Source organism: Paenibacillus sp. YIM B09110, assembly GCF_037167145.1.
GTDB lineage: Bacteria > Bacillota > Bacilli > Paenibacillales > Paenibacillaceae > Pristimantibacillus.
Genome location: NZ_JBANSP010000050.1, coordinates 1 through 17,787 on the forward strand (window position 1 = coordinate 1; position 17,787 = coordinate 17,787).

The window sequence follows — 17,787 nt, forward strand, 5'->3', positions numbered from 1 at the left end:
GTTGGTGTTGGTGTTGGTGTTGGTGTTGGTGTTGGTGTTGGTGTTGGTGTTGGTGTTGGTGTTGGTGTTGGTGTTGGTGTTGGTGTTGGTGTTGGCGTCGTGGTTGTCGCCGCCACTGTAATTTGGTCCAGATTGACGTTGCCGGAATCGCCCGCGTCGTATATGTACGCGATCGTGTTGTTCCCAGCGTTCAGCGAAAGCGTTTCTTCTTTGTTGCTCCAAGTATCCCAGTTCGCTAGGTTCGGCAACAAGGTTTGGCGAACTTTCGTCCCGTTGACGTAGATGCTGAGCGTCTTCGCGCTGCCGGAAGCGTTAGCATACTTCAACGTTACGATATGACTGCCCGCGGAGCCGGCCGTTACCGCAAAGGTCGTCGAAGCTCCTTGCGTCCAGTAGCCGTCAACAAAACCGGATCCAGAGTATCCGGCATGGTCCGTATTCACTTTGGCACCGGCCGTCAAGGAGGCCGACTCCGCTTGATAAGCGCCGCTTATCGGCGTCGGCGTTGGCGACACGGTCGGAGTAGGCGACGGCGTAATGCCCGAGCCGTAGATTTCGAATTCCGATAGTTGTGCGGCCGGCCAGCCCGTATTCGCCGTTACGACGATCCTTACGTAACGGGTGTTCGCCGCGGAGAAGCCAACCGTTACTGAATTGCTTGCGAAGGAAGGATTGAACGTATAGCTCGCCGACCCCACGATGTTCGAGAACGATGATCCGTCTGTGCTTCCTTCGACGGACAGCGTCTGCGTACGCGCTTCCCATGTCGCGGGAAGCTTCAGCACGATCTGGTCTATGCTTGTACTCGCCCCCAAATCGACTTGAATCCATTGCGGGAACGCTTGGTTTGAGCTTTCCCAATACGTGCCTTGATTGCCGTCCTTCACATGGTCCGGTGCATACGTTTGCGATTGGCCGCTTGCCGTCACGCTTTTGCCCAGCGTCAAGTTCGGTCCACCCGCCGCCGTCACCGGAGCAAGCGGCCCGAGCGTGAGGGAAAAGCTGGACAAGAACAGGGCGACGACCAGTGCCCATACGACATACTTGTTGCGCATCAATATCCTCCTTTAAATTCGGTTACAGAAACCCTGAAGCTTCCATACCCCCTCATTATAGGGATAGCGCTTTCAAGCCAATAGATGTATTTCTACGCTAACTGTATGCAATTCCATGAATCGCTAAAAAGAGCATCCGCCTTACCGAAACTCCGGTAAGGCGGATGCTCTAGAACCTATTAACCAAAATATTTGGCATAAATCGCATCGTACTCCGACTTCGTTATCGGAATGACCGTTCCGTGACGAGGGCTGCTCGGCAGATCGTAATCGGTAGAGACCGTCCATTCGCCGGAATCGAGATCCGTCGTTTCTAGCGGCACGTATCCTCGGGAGCCGAATTCATCGACGAACAAGTACCATTTGTCTTCCGTATTGGATTTGAATACGGTTGGGCCCTCGACGCCTTTCAAGCTGCCGACGCCTTCCTTGATTGTTCGAGGCTTGCTATCGAATACGGAGCCTTCCAGCACATCCTGAAACACCATTTTACCGAAAAGAGATAACGGCCCGCTGTCCCTTTCATCCTTCGTAAACCGATAAATCTTGCCATTATGGGCGATCATCGTCGTGTCGATAATGGAATAACCGAAATCCATGTACACCTTCGGTTCCGAAAACTCGCGGAAATCGCGGGTCGTGCTATACATCATCTTCTGATACCCGTCGCCGGCATGGCTTTCATCCACGAACAGCTTGGAAGCCCAGAAGACGACATACTCTCCGCTTGCTTCATCATAGAACGCCTCGGGTGCCCAAGTGTTGCCCGCCTCTGGCGGTGACACCTCGACCATTCTCGGCTCGGACCACGTCACAAGATCGTCCGATTCCCATACGATGAGAGATCGGCTTCCCGCTCTTTGCGCCCGATCCCAGTTCCAGTCGCCGTTGATCTTCAGATCGGTGGCAATCATATAGAACTTGTCGCCTTTAGGCGAACGGATCAGAAAGGGATCCCGAACCCCTTTTTCCCCCATCGTTGACGTAAGCACAGGCTTCCCGCCATTCAGTTCTTTCCAGTGCAGCGGATCATTCCCAACGCTAAGCGCCAAGTATACTTGCTCGCCGTCCGGCGCCCCTTCTCCCGTAAAGTAAGAGAATAGGTAGCCGGCATACTCATCCTTGTTAATACCGCCAGATGCATTCATTTTCGTAGTCACTTCACTTTCCTTATCATCGTCTGTACCAACCGAACCGTCTGTCGCTGCTCCCCCCGTCAAAGTAACAATGGATTTCGCAGGAATGATCGCTTCGAAGGTTTGATCGTCACGTAAAGCAACATCCTCACCCCGAGCAAGATCGCGGCCGGCCGATGTGATATACGATTCCAGCGCCTTAAGAGCAGCGAATTTATCCAACCCTTTGAGCGAAAGCCGGACACGCTTATCTTCATCGCCGTTGTTGACGAATACAGCCGTAACCGTCCCTTCGCCTTCATGGACGTAAGCCGAGCCTAACAGCTCGCTCTCCGCGCCCTCGTCCAGCCCCGTAAGCGCAATCCGCTCCGCGCCGGGACGGATGAATTTGCTGTAATTGCCGAGCGCCCACAATAGCTTGGAGGTCAAAATATTCTGCTCGTCACCCGCATTGTTGAAGTCGGTATAGATCAAGCCGTCCTTGTAATCTACCTTGGACACTGCCGTCCACCACTGCCATGCGGCCGCATTCGCTTTCGTCAAATCGAAATGAATGACTCTCGCTACATACAAAGCAGGATCGATGCCGAGATCGCGGCCGGGACCGTAATCGCCTAGAATGCAATATTCCGTCATCCAGTATTTAGCCAACGGATCATATTTCTTCAAATTCTCATCGAGCAATTCTCTAAGCCGGCTAAGGCGATCGTCTCCCGGCTTGTAGTAATCCGACCAATAGGAATGTGAGGCAATCTTGTTGCTGACCGCTTCCTTGAGCTCAGGATCACTGAGCAATGTCTTAATATATTCCCGATATTCGCCTGTTCCAAGGTTATTAGCCCCGCTCGAATATTGCCCGCCGCCGGCGAACATTTGGTAATACTCGTCGTCTAGCAGTGAAGTCACTTCCACGCCATCCGGCGCGCTAATCTGCGAATCAAGGCCGCTTTCCTTCAATTGCTTGTGCAATTCAAGAATGACGCGCTTCAGATCCTCGTTGTTATAACGGTTCCCTTCCTGCTGTGCGCGGTTCCAATCCCAGGTCGGCTCGTTAATGGGACTAATATATTGGAACTCTAGCCCTTCCTGCTTGAAATGCTCCAATACATCAACGAGGTACGTCGCGAACTTATCCTCGTAGCCCTCTCTCAGGTTGGTCGAGCCGACATCCGGATCCGGCTGCGCGTGTCCGTTCTTCGTCATCCAAACCGGCGGACTGTTCGCGAATGCGATCAACGTATTGACGCCGCGATCCTTGGCTGCCTGCAGAAACCATTGCTGGCCTGCTTGCTTGCTCCAATCGTAATCGCCGGTCTCCGACGACTTGAACGCTTCCGAACGCCGCCATGGATCGGGAATAATCGATTGATCCGTTTCACTCGAGCCTGCCCCGATGTTGAACCGCCATGCCGACAGTCCGATTCCTTTCTCCCGCGAAAATAGCAGGTCTGCCACTTGGTTTTTATTTTCTTCCGTCCAGTGCTTGCCTAGAGGCTCCATCGACCACGCATCGGACGCGCCGAAGTTATCAATCGTTTGGTAACGGACTGAGCCGTCGATAACTGCGCTAACGTCCGGAGTAGGCGCCGGCTGCACCACAGGCGCCTCCGTCTCTTTCACATCGCTTGCTTTATTGGTGCTGTCAGAATTGCCTGACCCTCCTGAAGTTAGTCCGAAATATAAGCCGAGAACCGAGGTAAAGGCAACCAATGTGATGACTATCAATTTTCTCTTCATCCGCCTCTCCTAACCTACTAAGCCTGAGCGTTCGACGCTCTCTACAAAGTGTCTTTGCACGAACACATACAAGATAATAAGCGGTAGAATGGCCATCAAGACGCTCGTGTTCATCATCATCGACATGAAGAACGGATCCTGTACGTACGATGCCGTTGCCGCCTGTTCGCCTCCGCTAAGGAAAGTGGCTATGGCATAACCGGAGGAAGACATCATCGAGGACATAACCTTCGGTTCGTTCAGATACATGTTCGTAAAGAAAGAATCATTCCATTGCCATACGAAGGAGAACAGCATAACCGTTATCATCGAAGGGATGGCATTAGGCAGAATAACTCTGCTGAAGGTTGAGAAGTAGCCGGCACCGTCCACATAAGCGGCTTCTTCAATTTCTCTCGGAATGCCTCTGAAAAACTGGCGGAAAATATAAACGTATAGGCCCGTCTTCACGCCCATGCCGAGTACGGCGGAAATAATGAACGGCCAGTAGGAGTTGATTAGATTGGCTGGCTTGCCCTTAATCAGCTCGATCAATCCGAATAGATCGAAATTTTTGAAATGCAGGTAAAGCGGAATCATAATCGTATGCGATGGCACTAGAATCGTAAAAATAACGGCCCCGAACAATAAGCCGCTGCCTCTGAACTTGATTCGCGCGAAGCCGTATCCGGCCAGAACGCAAGTTATCGTCTGCAGGATCATGACTCCGGCAGAGAGCATGAACGTATTGGTCAAAACCTTCGGATAGTTCATCGCCGTGAACACGAGCTTGAAGTTGTCGAGCGTAAACGCTTTGGGCACCCAAATGACGGTGGAATCGTACAAATCGTCCATGCTCTTGAATGCAATCGACAGCTTGAGCAGAATCGGATAAACGATGACGAACGCTATGCCGAATATGAGCACGAAACGAATGATAACCCATAACCATTTCTTGGCGAATTCCACCCAATAGGCAGCCGTTGCCATCCGTTGCAGCCGCTCTTCTCTCGCCTGCCGCCCATGTACTGCGGTTTCCGTCTTCATGTGAGACCTCCTTAAGTGTTTGCGTAGCAAACACACTTCGTAAGCATTCGCCTAGTGTTTGCGGAGCAAACACAGCTTCGTAAGCATTAGCTAAAGAGCTAATCTTGATAAAAGACCTTGCGAGATACGATCGACGTCGTGATCCACAGCACAAGCGCAATGACGGCGAAATACATCCAAGCCATCGCGGCGCTGAGGCCGAAATCGAAGCTTTTGAATGCCGTATCTACGACTAAACGGCTCGTTTCATCGCTAATGAAGCTGTCGATGATCGTATAGACCAGATTGGTTAATATTAGCGGGCTGATCATTGGAAAAGTAATTTTCCAGAACGCCTCGTAGCCGGTCGAGCCTTCAATCTTGGCAGCCTCATACAGGGATGGAGATATCGACTGAAGCCCGGCCAGGAATATTAATATTTGCACGCCGGACTGACTAACAATCTCATAGATTCGGCTGACAGCGCCGGTCAGGTATTCGACAAACCGAATATCGATTCCGGATTGGACGAGCATAACCGTGAGCTGCAAATTATCCATGACAGATAAGTCGCCGCCTGTCGTGTCATTCGCGCTTTTAACGACGGACTGCATCAAATCCCCGTTCTCGATGCTTGCGATAATACCGGATGCCAGAATAACCGGTAGGAAGAAGATCGCCCGCGCTAACACCCGTCCTCTAAACTTCTGATTAAGAAGAACCGCAAAGAATAAGCTGAAAATAATAATAAGCGGTGTATTAACGCCAATATTGATGACGGATTCCGTCAATATCCGGACATACGATTCATGCGACAGCAATGCTTCGCGGTAGTTATCGAAGCCGATAAAATCAAGGCTGAAGCCCTCGTCCGTAACCTGCAGATTGCTTAAGCTGTACCGGAGCGAGGACAGCAGCGGAATCATGAACAGGAACAAGAAGCCTACAAACCAAGGAAGGATGAAGTACAATCCGTAATATCTGTTTTTCTGTTCCAGCGACAGCTTCTTAAGCTTCATTGTCCCGTTTCACCTCCAACCAGGTAATCCTTTGCCCCAATTGTTATTCCGTCCACATTCGATTCCGTATCATTGTAGTTGACGATAATTGTTTTACCTTGTTCGAACGTCGTTTGATAGACGCCCTTCGCCAGCATCCGATGATTAACAATCGTTTGGGACTGCACATCTTGGAGAACATCGTTTAGTTCGCGGTATTTTTGTGCCGCATCTTCGATCCATAGCCGGTAATCCGCGGAGTACAAATCAGCGAATTCCGTCATCTTAATCGCCGATGAATCAGCATTAAACCACGTATAATTCAAAGCAGAGCCCGTTTCGAGCGCCTTCAGGAAGTTGTACGTCGAATCCTGCTCATCTGCCATGTTCCATGCTTCTCCGGCGTAATTAACGTAACCGTGGAACACCAACTGGAAGAAAGGAACGGTTTCATCGGTAATGATAAATTGGCTGCTTGTCATCGGCGCACCCACGATATGCCGCGCATAGACGGCCGCATAGGCATTACCGCCTTCCACCAACAGTTCCTCGACGGAGCCGCTTATCCGCTTTAACTGTTCATTCAGAATCCCTTTCGCTTCTTCGCGATCGATGACGTTGGAACGGTTATAATCGGAATTCAACTTCCCCCCCATATCGCGCAGCGACAATCCGGTGAGCTTAAGCTTCTCGTAATCGTCCATGAATCCGTCTACCATATTCGGCAGCACCTTCGGACTGATCACGTAGCCGGGATCCAGATAGTCGTTCTCGCCGAAGTTGGCAGGGTAATACGGATAAACTTTCGCCAGCTTGCCCGTAATAAAGCGGGAAGCCTGTTTGGACTTCTTGAAATCGTCCGCGTTCCGAGTCGCTTCAAGGAAGGTTGCGTCAGGGAACAGCGAGATGTCATTCTCATCAGCATAAGCCTTCAGTTCCTTCAATCCTTTGCTGCCGCCAAGCTTCTTGTCGACGCTAATGGATTTCGGGAGATCATGGTTGATGCCGCCGTTGAACCAACCTGTATAACGCAGCTTGATATTGCCTATTCCCTTATCCAGCATCTCGGCCAATACAGATTCAGCCTGATTGAAGGTCGTCAGCGGTTCATAAGCGCTATAAGGAATGCCTAGGAAAAACTTCTTTTTCGGTATGCCGCCGATAAACTCGGCATAGAACGGAACGCCTTCTTCATCGCTCAGCTTGGTTAGACCCGCCTGCTTGATTAAGTAATCGCGGTAATGCTTAGCCATGCCGGAGTAGCTGGCGTCCTCGGCGCCGAGAAATCCGTAGCGAACGGTAATATCGCCCTCGAAAGGCTCCGCTTGGAACTTCTTCACCGTACTGGAGCGCCAGCCGTTCGTCAGCGTAACCTCCGCCAAATTACGGAGCGTAAAGCTCGGGGACACCGTGTTGTAAACGTTCAGCCTGCCGCTTACGTCGGCCTCGACGGCGCCGACCGCATCTCCTTCTTCAATGATGCCGACAAATGCCCGGTCCTCGTACTTCATCCCGAATACAGGCAAGCGCGCAGCTTCATCATTCTGAATTTTGATAGGTTGGTAAATCGCCGCATCTGTCCCATATAGATCTACACGGTATGGAGCTGCATACGTTTTTTCATTATTGAAGTAGATGAGCGAACCCGAACCGTCCGGAACGAGCGTATAACCTACATCATTGACCCCGCTCGCGCCAAAGAACGGCAGCAGCGACAGTCTTTCAATCTTCATCGATTCCGGATACTCGACACCTTCTGCATCGACCGTCACCTTCAGCCCATCCCCGTCAAGCCGATATTGGAGTGGGAGCTTAACGCTGAGGTCGCCCGCAGCCGCTTCTCCGGAAGCAGCTTTATCGATTGCGATCTGCTCCGCGTCATATCCGATCTTGGCGAATACATCCGTTACCTTCTTGAGTCCGACTCCCTTAAGGGAGGAGTCCCTTCTTTCATAACGCTTCTCTTCCGCGTTATGCTTGAACCGCTTCTCGACTTCCCGCTTGTCTCCTTCATCCTCGATCTTATCCAGGATGAGCGTTTGGAATCTTTCCTCGCTAATAGACTTGGGAATCGCGTCGATATCGCTTTTCACTGCCCCTAACGTGTAGGAGACGTTCAAGCCGCCCTCTACCTTCTCAATGACATATTGGCCGTTCTGAACGCTATGCGTATAATTGTCATACTTCAACGAATTTCCCGCATTGTCCAAATAAGAGATCTCTACCTGCACGTTCAGCTTCTCTTTGTTATAGCCGGTAGCTATGGAATCGTCTGCGCGATCTTGCGGATTGGAATACCAGATCGCCCCGCTGCGCTTATCCTGTACCGCTATTTCCGTCGTTGCGTTATTGACGTATAAGATCAAAAATTCGTTTTCAGCTACCTGCTCCATACCTTCGGCTATACTCGCCGTCTTGCTCGGATCGACGCTCGCAGCCGTAACCTCGGCCTCAGGCTTGTCGCCAGACGCGGACTCGGATACGGTAGATGCCCCTGCCTCTGAATCCGACACCTCTTCGGATGCAGGTTCTGCGAAGTTGGTGCCTTGGGATATAAGCAAGCAGCCGATAATGACTGCCGACATGATGCTCGCAAGCCTCCGTTTCACCGCTAGGCCCCCTTTCTCCTCACGCTCGCAATGAAAGTTCCTGATAGATCGTGTACACAAAACCAACAATTTGTTGAATGAGACTGAAGAACAGCAGCCCCAAGAAGATAATGACGCCCATGACAACGATCGTTAACAGCATAGTCATAATCGTCTTCATAACCGTATACTGATGAACCGTCATCGTTCCGATAAACATCAGCCAAACGAACCATAGCGTAGCCACGGATTCCAATAAATAATAGAAGGAAGCCTCGCGCAGCGTAATGACATTGCTGAGCAATAAATTGGGCAGGTAGAGCAGAATCAAAGGCAGCATCGCATAACCTGTGGCGATGACGATTTCTTTGAACTTCCCTTCCCCGTCCATTAGCGTCGTTAAAGACCAGTTCGCGATGCACCAGAGCAGGAACGGGAACACAATGTATTTCAACTCGTTAATACTGTTCAGATCAAGCGGATAATTAAAGTTGACGACATAGCCGGAATACTGGCGTTTCAATATCATCATCACCGTCACGCCGAGCAAGATGGCAAGCGCGACTCTAAGCTTCCCTTTATTCTCGTACTTCAGATCCCAGAAACCGTCAAAGGGATGAAAAGCAACATGCAGCGAATATTTAATGTCCTTGAGAAACTGCATTCTGTTTCATGCCCCCTCTTCTTGACCTTAGGCCTCGGCGAATAGCTACTACGACCGCTATCAACACGATTAGAATCGTCATATACGTTCCGAAGTTCTCGCGCATATATTCCCTGCGGTACTTGGTTAACGCTTTGGAATAATACTCCCTGTCGTTGCCTAACTTCAGGTAAGTCATTGCTTCCTTATACTCGCCGCGGCGCAGCATCGACTTGCCGATTCCGACATAAGCCATTTCGTAATTCGCATCCAGTCTAAGCACCTGTTCCCATATCTTAGCGGCATCGTCATGCTTGCCTGCACTATATAATCCGTTCGCTTCGTTGACCAAGCTTCCGAATTTGGTCGCCGTAAATTCGGTAATCATGCCTAGATCGCGATCTAGAGCAAAGATCCGATTGCCATAGCTTTCAATCGCGATCGGGGTTTTGAACGTGCCGCGTTGATTGCCGACCTGACCGACTACATATAGAAGGCTTCCGTCTTCGTTATACGTGAAGATTCGTCCCCGAGTCGAATCAAGCGTCCGATACACCCCATTGCCGCTGACATCGATATCGATAAAGGCCGATGGATTTCTCGTCAAGTCGCCGACCGGTCCCCAATCCCCGTTAATACGCAGCACATCGATGCCGGACGGATTCAGCCTTTTGACAGGCACCGCGGTTTGCTTGTCAGCCGTCGTTGTAAATATAAATCCATCCCCATCTACGTCTACATTGTTGAATTCAATCGGAACGAACCGGATCATTTTTTCCCGCTGCTCTTTGGTCGATACCGTCTTCCAGAATAAATCCACCGGATCGAATTGCACGGGGTTCGTGCCTATAAATCCGGTAAAGTCGCCCTCGCTGTCGAATTCGATAATGCCGTCGAAGACGCCTCTAGCGACAACGTAGATACGGCCGGCTTTATCGACGATGACCTTGCGCGGAATGTATTCAAACTTGTCGCTTAGTACCTCGGACTTCGGAGCCCCGATTTCTCTAATGAGCGCTCCGCTTTCGTCGAGTACAACAACGCGCCTGTTCTCGGTATCTGCTACGTAAATATGACCTGCTTCGGTAACGAAGATGCCCTCCGGTTTGTTGAAGGTATCCTGCTTCCCGTTATTATCGAAGCCTTGATATTGGCGAATGGCCTTCCACTCGCTGTTAAGCACCACAATTCGCCCATTCCCGGAATCCAAAATATATAGATTGCCGTTAGAAGCCGCGAACATATCGGTAGGTGTTGCGAGCGGTCCAATGCCCATTTCCTGTCCCGTTATCGTCCTGGAAGGAAGATAAGCGATTGGCGATTTAACGGCATCTCCCCAGTACGAATATACATATCCCTCATACGGCGATGCGTGAGCCGACTTCGGACTTAGCAAGGCAGCTATCATCACGGCCGCCAGGATCAGAATCGATCGCTTTATTATCAAACCTATACGCCTCCATCGCTTTAGTCCTTCATGCCGGACGTTGCCATCGTTTGAATTACATTGCTCTGAGACAATACAAACGTTACGATTGGCACCGTCATCATAATAACTGCTACTGCGGCACCTACCCCTGCGCGGGCAATACCGCCCTGAACGATCTGCCCCATAGCGTAATGCATCGTCTTAAGCTGCTCGCTGTAAATAAAGCTGCCTCCATCCGTTCCCCACAGCATTTGCATCATGAGGATAAGCAGCGTCAGCCAGGCTGGCTTAACGAGCGGCATGACGACTTGCCAGAAAATACGGTATTCGCTCGCTCCGTCGATCTTCGCGGCTTCCAGCAGCGCGTCCGGTATTTGCTCCATGAATTGCTTCATTAAATACAGGCCAAGCGGATAAGCGAATGCCGGAATGATGATGGCCTGATACGAATCGATCCATCCGAGGACAGACATGATCATATAGTTCGGAATGGCCGTTACATGCGGCGAGAACATGAGCGAAAGAACAATGACGGTGAACAATATTTTGTGGCCGCGAAATTTGTGCTTTGCCAGCGGGTATGCCGCCGCCGAAGCGAGGAATATATGGCCCGCGGTGCCTGCCGCCGTAATAAAGAACGTATTGAAGATATATCTAGAGAACGGAACCCAAGAGCTCTTCATAACTTGGAACAAATCCGTAAAGTTATCGAACGTCGCATTCCTCACGAACAGCGTTGGCGGGAATACGAACAGCTCATCGAGCGGCTTGAGCGCATTGTTAATGACGTAAATCAACGGAACCGCCATAAAGGCGCCGAACGCGGCAAGCAGCAGGAACAGCAGGACATCCACCTGCCAGGAGCGGTTCACTTTTTTCTTGAGACCTATAGCTAGCTTCATCTCGCCTATTCCCCCACCCTCTTCAGCAACTTTTGAACGGCCAGATTTGAGCCCAGCATGAGAACGAACAGAACGGTTGCAATGGCTGATGCATAACCCATCTCGAACCGAATCGTGCCGTAATCCACCAAGTGGGTAACGACCGTATGAGCGCCGTACTGCACGCTCGGGAAGCCCGCCAATGCCATTGCGACATCCGCAACTGCAAGGGAGGATGTAATTTGGATGACGGCACCGAACATGAGCTGAGGCCGCATCGAAGGAAGGGTAATAAACCAAAGCTCCTGCCAGCGGTTTCTCACGCCGTCCACCGCTCCCGCCTCATACAGCGTACGGTCAACCGTCTGCAAGCCGGCAATGAATGCCAGGAAGCTGGTACCCAGACTGAGCCACAATTGGACGACGATAATGATCGCGAGCATGTATTTCGGATTTTGCAGCCAAAGGATCGGCTCGTAGATGATCCCGAGCTTCATCAGCAATCCGTTCATAATGCCGTACGAATCGCCGGAAAAAATAATTTGCCAGATAAAGAAAACGTTTCCCGATATCGATGGCGCGAAGAACACGAGCGTCATGATGGCTCTCACCTTTGAATTAAGCTCATTAATGAGCCAAGCAAAGACGAAACAGGCAATATAGCTGACCGGGCCGGTAATGACGGCGAAGATCATTGTATTTTTGAGACCGATCAGGAACACATCGTCGTTCCATAGCAGCTTGGAATAGTTCTCCCAGCCGACCCATTGCGGAGCCTCCAGCATATTGAAATTCGTAAAGCTGAAGAAAATCGAAATGGCGACCGGGAGCACGGTAAACATCAGGAACAACACAACATATGGAGCCAGCAGAACGTACAAATGCTTATCCCGCTTCACGTCCTTCGTGAACAGCTCCCATTTCCCTTGCAAACCTGCAGAGCTTCCCTTCGGCTGCATGATCGTCTCGGTTGCGATTTTTGTTTTTTGCAAAAAGAGTCCCTCCTAGTCCTTCACGTCCAACTTGAACTCGGCTCGTTTCTCCGCGATCTCATAGTCGATTTCCTGCACATAATCGTATAACGCATCGGCCGTATTCGTACCGTTATTGATAACTTCGCGAAGAGCGTTGTCGAGATGCCTTCCCGTGAAATAACCGCCCGGCACCTCCGGCACGCCTTGCACCCATTGCCATTGCTCTTCGAGATTGCGATAATCCCGCGCAGGCCATGGCAGCTCCTTGAGCGCTTCCATATTGGCTGTCGGATAACGCGCCGCAGCGCCCATCAGCCCTTCCATCTCTCTTCCGAACCGTACTTGCGAGTCCTTGCCTACCCACCATTTCATGAACTCCCATGCCGCATCCTTATCCTTGGCCTGCTTCAGCATGATGGCGGCTGTTCCTCCGCTGGCGACGTCCCGGCGAATCGTGCCGTCCGTCTGTTTCATGCCCGGAACCGGAATGAATTCCCATAAGCCTTTGATTTCCGGCGCGGATACGGTCAAGTAGTTGTAGAACGTATAATCTTGAATACCGACCGGCATCTCGCCTGTTCGGAACCGCATTGGAAAATCGAAGATCAGCGGAAGCTTGTAGCTCGTATAGAAGTCGGTCCACTTCTTGAATGCGCTAAGTCCAACGTCTGTGGCCAGACCGCTCTTCGCTCCATCGTTCAAGTAGAACGCTCCGTCCATTTGGTACAACAGCATCGCGAACGCACGGTTCGCCTCCAAGACCGGAACGCCTGTCGATTGGGCAATAGGAAGCGCGAAATCCATATGATTTTTTTGCAGCACAGGGATCATTGCATATACATCCTCCCATGTCTGCGGCGGCTCTATATTCAGCTCCTCCAAAATATCCTTCCGGTAGAAGAGCATATTGAAAATTTGCTGCTCAGGCAGAGCGAATACTTGGCTTCCGGATTTGTACGGAACGATCGCGCTGTCTCTGAATTGCTTCACGACCGTCTCATAGTCAGGATATTTCGATAAATCTTCCGCTGCATTCCGCATCCCGAAGTTCATCGGCACGTCATTACCGACCTGCATCGCCACATCGGGACCTTCCCCGGCGAGCGAAGCGCGAAGCAGCACATCCTGATTGACCAGCTTCAGGTTAACCCCAATGCCGGTAAGCGGAGTGAACGTATCGTCAATCATCGCTTTCAGCACTTGCGCCTGATCGCGCCCTGTCCCGATCCATACGGTGATGGACTCCCCGTCTTCCGTCGTGTTGCCGATTGTATCGTAATTTTCGAAGAACGAATGGAAGAAGGACGATACCTCGTGAACCATTTTTTTGCCGAAGGAAGCACCCGCCTTAGGCAGCTTCTTATCAGGCGAAGCAAGAAGCAAGTAATCAATCTCGAGCGGCTGCTCTCTAACCTGGAGGATCCAGGCGCCGACGCTGCCGACATTGATCTTGAATTGACCTAACCGCTTCTGAACCGATTCCGGTTTCTTAGCCAAATCGGCCAGCTGATAAGCGGTTTTGTTCAAGACGGCGGTTTTGTCGCTTTTCTCGCCCGTCAAGGAAACCAGCTCTTCCGAAACGGAATACAAGATGTCGCTTTGCTTCTTGAACACGTCTACCATGTCGGGAATTTGCTTATCTAATTGATAATCCCGATAAGGATCTGGAACGTTACCGGTAATCATCAAGATTTTTCGATACATAGCATTAATATCAAGCACGCTTGCTTCTACTTGGCGAATTAGCGGCGCGATTGACCCGAGGCTGACCTCAAGCTTCAGCTCGTGCTTGCCTTTCGTCATATAGAAGAGATAGGGCTCTTCCTCGTTGCCGAGCACATTCATCTGCCAATCCGAGTCGTAATAAAACGGAATTTGCGCCATTTCCTTAAACGGAATTTCCCCATCAATCCAGAGCGAGCGTGTAGAATAAATGCCCCGCAGCAATTCTTGTCTGTTCTTGATCGCAATCCGGTATAATCCGTCCTCCGGCGCCTCGACTTCCCAAGCGATCCATTGGCCCGGTACCCGCCAGTTGTTGCCGCCAACCGTATTCATTCTGACCTTCGATACGTCATACGGTTCAGTAGAGGGACTCGACCGATCAGTAATTGGGTATAACGTCGGCGATGATTTGTAAGATGCGTTCTCGCCCTGAACCTTAATTAACTGTCCGCTTGTCTCTTTATAACCCTTAGACTCATAACCGGCCTTCACTTCTTCGTAAGCGGCAGGCGCATCGTAACGGAACAACTTGATGTAGTCGATGGCCATCGGCTCTCGCGAGGATACAAGTGTCAACTTGTGCTTACCAGCCGTGAAATAAAAAACGTACGGGTCTTCGAAATACCCATCGGTATCTCTGAACAGCGACTGCTGCCACTTAGGCGATTCGACTTGGCGCGGCCTTAGCTCATTGCCCCTGTTATCTTGCGTGATTTCTTCGCTCTCGTTTTTCCATACACGATGGAAAGTCAAGTTTCTAGCGCTTGAGAACGGCAGCTTGCCGTCAATCAGCAGTTCCCTTTCAATGGTCGAGCTTTTGCCTTCGATCGGAAAATAGTTCATAGCGATATGATATAAACCGGATGTCGGCACCTCGAGCTCCCACTCGATCGAGCCGCTCTCTCCTGTCTTAACGAAGTCGCCTGTTACTCCGCCCAGCTCGCCTACGATTTCGGGGGTCATATCATGAGCGGCTGTATAATCCGCCCCTCGAATTACGATCTCCTCATCGGGCTGCTCTTCATCCTTGTATTGCTGCAAATAAACGTCGTAGCTGTTCTCAGATGCGTTCGTCAAGGAGTTCTGATCGATCTTTGCATCGGCTTCTGTATTTGTCGCAGCCCCCGTACCGGCCGCATCGGACTGAGATATAGGGGGGATAACCAATATCGAGAGCAGCATAGCGATGATAATCAGCCAAGCGACGGTCATTCTGGAAAAGGCGAATTTCACCTCATTCCCTCCTTTTCGCAAACTAGCGGAATCTTGTTTTTTGTGAGCAACCGCCCGGCCTTCCATGAGTCGGAAGACCGGGCAGTCTGCTTGTTGATCTATGGGCGCTGCCTTATTTATTCTTTCTTCTCTTCCACTTCGCCGCTCAATACTTTGTCTGCAGCCGCTTGCGCTGCCGCGATAACTTGAGCAACACCCGTGGACGGCGTAACCTCGCCTTTGATGAACTTGCCTGTCACGGAGTCGAGCTGTTCTTTAACGCCGAGACCGCCGAAGCGTCCGCCGAATACACGTTGTACCTTGCCGGCTTCATTCATAGCGTTAGCGATGGACGTATCATCCGGAAGCACGTTCTCTAGCCATAGCTTGCGGTTGCCTTCCCAGTTGTCGAAGTCTTGCAATTCTTCCCAAATTTTCACGATAGCTTCTGCGTCTTTAACGCCTTTTGGAATCACGTAAGCAGCCGTTTGTCCGAGCGGATCGGAATAGCTTGTCGCGTTAGGCGCTTTAGGGAAGTATACGTAGCCCCACTCGTCCTTCATCTTGTCCGTCAGACGGCCTTCGATTTCCCACAAGCCGCCTGGATACATGGCAATGTTGCCTTCTGCGAAGTATTTAGCCGGATCTTCCCAGTCGTTTCCTTCGTTTTCTTTCACGACTTTGTGCGTGTTGTACAGCTCATATTCAAAGTTAAGCGCTTCCATTGCTGCCGGAGAATCGAACGATGCTTTTTTAGTAGCTTCCTCGTAGATCAAACCTCCGTTGCTTGCGATCAGTTGCTCCGAGAAAATGTAGTGTGCGCCGGCTAGACCATATTGGTCCACTTTGCCGTCACCGTTATTGTCAACGGTCAGCTTCTTCGCTGCATCAAGCATTGTGTTCCAGTTCCAGTTGTCCGCGTCCAACAATTGCTGCGGATCCTGCAAGCCCGCTTCTTTGAATATCCGTTTATTGTAATACATACCGGAGTCGTTCGCGTTGTACCAGCCTTCTAGGCCGAATACATCCTCGCCGCCGAATTTCATCGATTCGATTACGTCCGGTGCGATGCGGGAGTTGCCCAGATAATCATTCAACGGCGTTAGGAATCCGCCATTCGTAAGTCCCCAGATGAATCCGTCCGGCAAGCGGACAATTTCTGCGAAAGGATCGCCAGCCAATACAGAAGAGGATAACTTCTCTGAAGTGGACCAATATTCTGTATTCAGGTACTTAATTTTGACGTTGTATTTCTCTTCAACCTTTTTGATTCTTTCGCGAGCCAATTCGTCCGCTTCGGAGTCCCCTACAGGCGTTGCGTCCCACCAATGGGAAATGCGAATCTCTCTGCCTCCGAGGTCCGGAGCCGGCTCTTCAGGTACCTCAGTCGGAGCGACCGTTGCAACAGGAGCTTCAGTTGCAGGCGCATCGGTAGCTGGTGTATTCCCTCCGTTATTGCCGCTGCATCCAGACATAATCATCATTGCTGCGGTTACAGTCATCAACATTGGTTTCATCTTTTTGATTTGTTTCATTGTTTAACACATCCCCTTCTTGAATGATTAATCAAATAAAAGCAAGATAGACAGATTAATTAATCAGAGAAATGATTCTACCCTCCTCAAATCAAAAATTATATATAGTGGCGGCTGCCATTATATAAGCGTTTCGAGCATTTTATCGCAGAAAACACAACAATCTTGATGACTCGAATTTTTATGTAAGGGTTTTCATGAAACCCATTTCATTATAGCTCGCTTCCTTTTCTTGGTCAATACGAAAGTTTATATTTTCCATAGTTCCTGTTAAGGCGCCTTATTTGGCAAGAATGAACATTATGCTGATTCATTGCCAAATAAGGTGAACTAACTAACGCCTTCCTTTGGCAATCCTATTCGGTCTACAACCCAATCCGCTCCACCTATCTCCGTCGCTTTCACCAACCATAAGCCGCTTTTCCCATCCTATTGCCCTCAAATAACCCGGGTTTGTGCGAATAGGATGAGCTTTCCATCCTATTCTGTCTACAACCCAATCCGCTCCACCCGTCTTCATTGCTCTCACCAACCATAAGCCGCTTTTCCCATCCTATTTCCCTCAAGTAACCCAGGTTTGTGCGAATAGGATGAGCTTCCCATCCTATTCTGTCTACAACCCACCCCGCTCCACCTATCTCCGTCGCTCTCACCAACCATAAGCCGCGTTTCCCATCCTATTGCCCTCAAGTAACCCTAGTTTGTGTGAATAGGATGAGGTTCCCATCCTATTCTGTCTACAACCCACCCCGCTCCACCTATCTCCGTCGTCTCACCAACCATAAGCCGCTTTTCCCATCCTATTGACCTCAAGTAACCCTAGTTTGTGCGAATAGGATGAGTTTCCCATCCTATTCTGTCTACAACCC

Annotated in this window: 11 protein-coding genes; all 11 read right to left on the reverse strand. The window is 50.5% G+C overall.

Annotated elements, in window-relative coordinates; all coding sequences use genetic code 11:
• Positions 1-1,055 (reverse strand): discoidin domain-containing protein (locus tag V8F51_RS31195; protein WP_337104408.1); only part of this gene is annotated, 1,055 nt, incomplete at its 3' end.
• Between the two features lie 179 nt (positions 1,056-1,234).
• Positions 1,235-3,928 carry a glycoside hydrolase gene (locus V8F51_RS31200; protein ID WP_337104409.1) on the reverse strand — a complete coding sequence of 898 codons (2,694 nt, stop codon included), beginning with the start codon at positions 3,926-3,928 and terminating at the stop codon, positions 1,235-1,237.
• 9 nt (positions 3,929-3,937) lie between these two features.
• Positions 3,938-4,954 (reverse strand): carbohydrate ABC transporter permease, encoded by a 1,017-nt coding sequence (locus V8F51_RS31205; protein WP_337104410.1) that lies wholly within the window; start codon positions 4,952-4,954, stop codon positions 3,938-3,940.
• A gap of 98 nt (positions 4,955-5,052) precedes the next feature.
• Positions 5,053-5,952: a carbohydrate ABC transporter permease gene (locus V8F51_RS31210; RefSeq protein ID WP_337104411.1), complete on the reverse strand. Its 900-nt coding sequence runs from the start codon at positions 5,950-5,952 to the stop codon at positions 5,053-5,055.
• Positions 5,949-8,540 carry a DUF5696 domain-containing protein gene (locus tag V8F51_RS31215; protein WP_337104412.1) on the reverse strand — a complete coding sequence of 864 codons (2,592 nt, stop codon included), beginning with the start codon at positions 8,538-8,540 and terminating at the stop codon, positions 5,949-5,951. Before V8F51_RS31215 ends, V8F51_RS31210 begins: the two co-directional genes overlap by 4 nt.
• Positions 8,541-8,559: 19 nt before the next feature.
• Complete coding sequence (locus V8F51_RS31220; RefSeq protein WP_337104413.1) at positions 8,560-9,183, reverse strand: YIP1 family protein; 624 nt, start codon at positions 9,181-9,183, stop codon at positions 8,560-8,562.
• Positions 9,161-10,609, reverse strand: a complete 1,449-nt coding sequence (locus V8F51_RS31225) for a gluconolactonase (RefSeq protein ID WP_337104414.1) — start codon at positions 10,607-10,609, stop codon at positions 9,161-9,163. The genes V8F51_RS31220 and V8F51_RS31225 overlap by 23 nt, the downstream gene beginning before the upstream one ends.
• Positions 10,610-10,629: 20 nt before the next feature.
• Positions 10,630-11,493: a carbohydrate ABC transporter permease gene (locus V8F51_RS31230; RefSeq protein WP_337104415.1), complete on the reverse strand. Its 864-nt coding sequence runs from the start codon at positions 11,491-11,493 to the stop codon at positions 10,630-10,632.
• A 5-nt stretch (positions 11,494-11,498) separates the two neighbouring features.
• Entirely contained in the window at positions 11,499-12,431 is a 933-nt protein-coding gene (locus V8F51_RS31235) for a carbohydrate ABC transporter permease (RefSeq protein ID WP_337104418.1), read from the reverse strand.
• 45 nt (positions 12,432-12,476) lie between these two features.
• Complete coding sequence (locus V8F51_RS31240) at positions 12,477-15,404, reverse strand: extracellular solute-binding protein (protein WP_337104416.1); 2,928 nt, start codon at positions 15,402-15,404, stop codon at positions 12,477-12,479.
• Between the two features lie 116 nt (positions 15,405-15,520).
• Complete coding sequence (locus V8F51_RS31245) at positions 15,521-16,900, reverse strand: ABC transporter substrate-binding protein (RefSeq protein WP_337104417.1); 1,380 nt, start codon at positions 16,898-16,900, stop codon at positions 15,521-15,523.
• Positions 16,901-17,787: the final 887 nt, after the last annotated feature.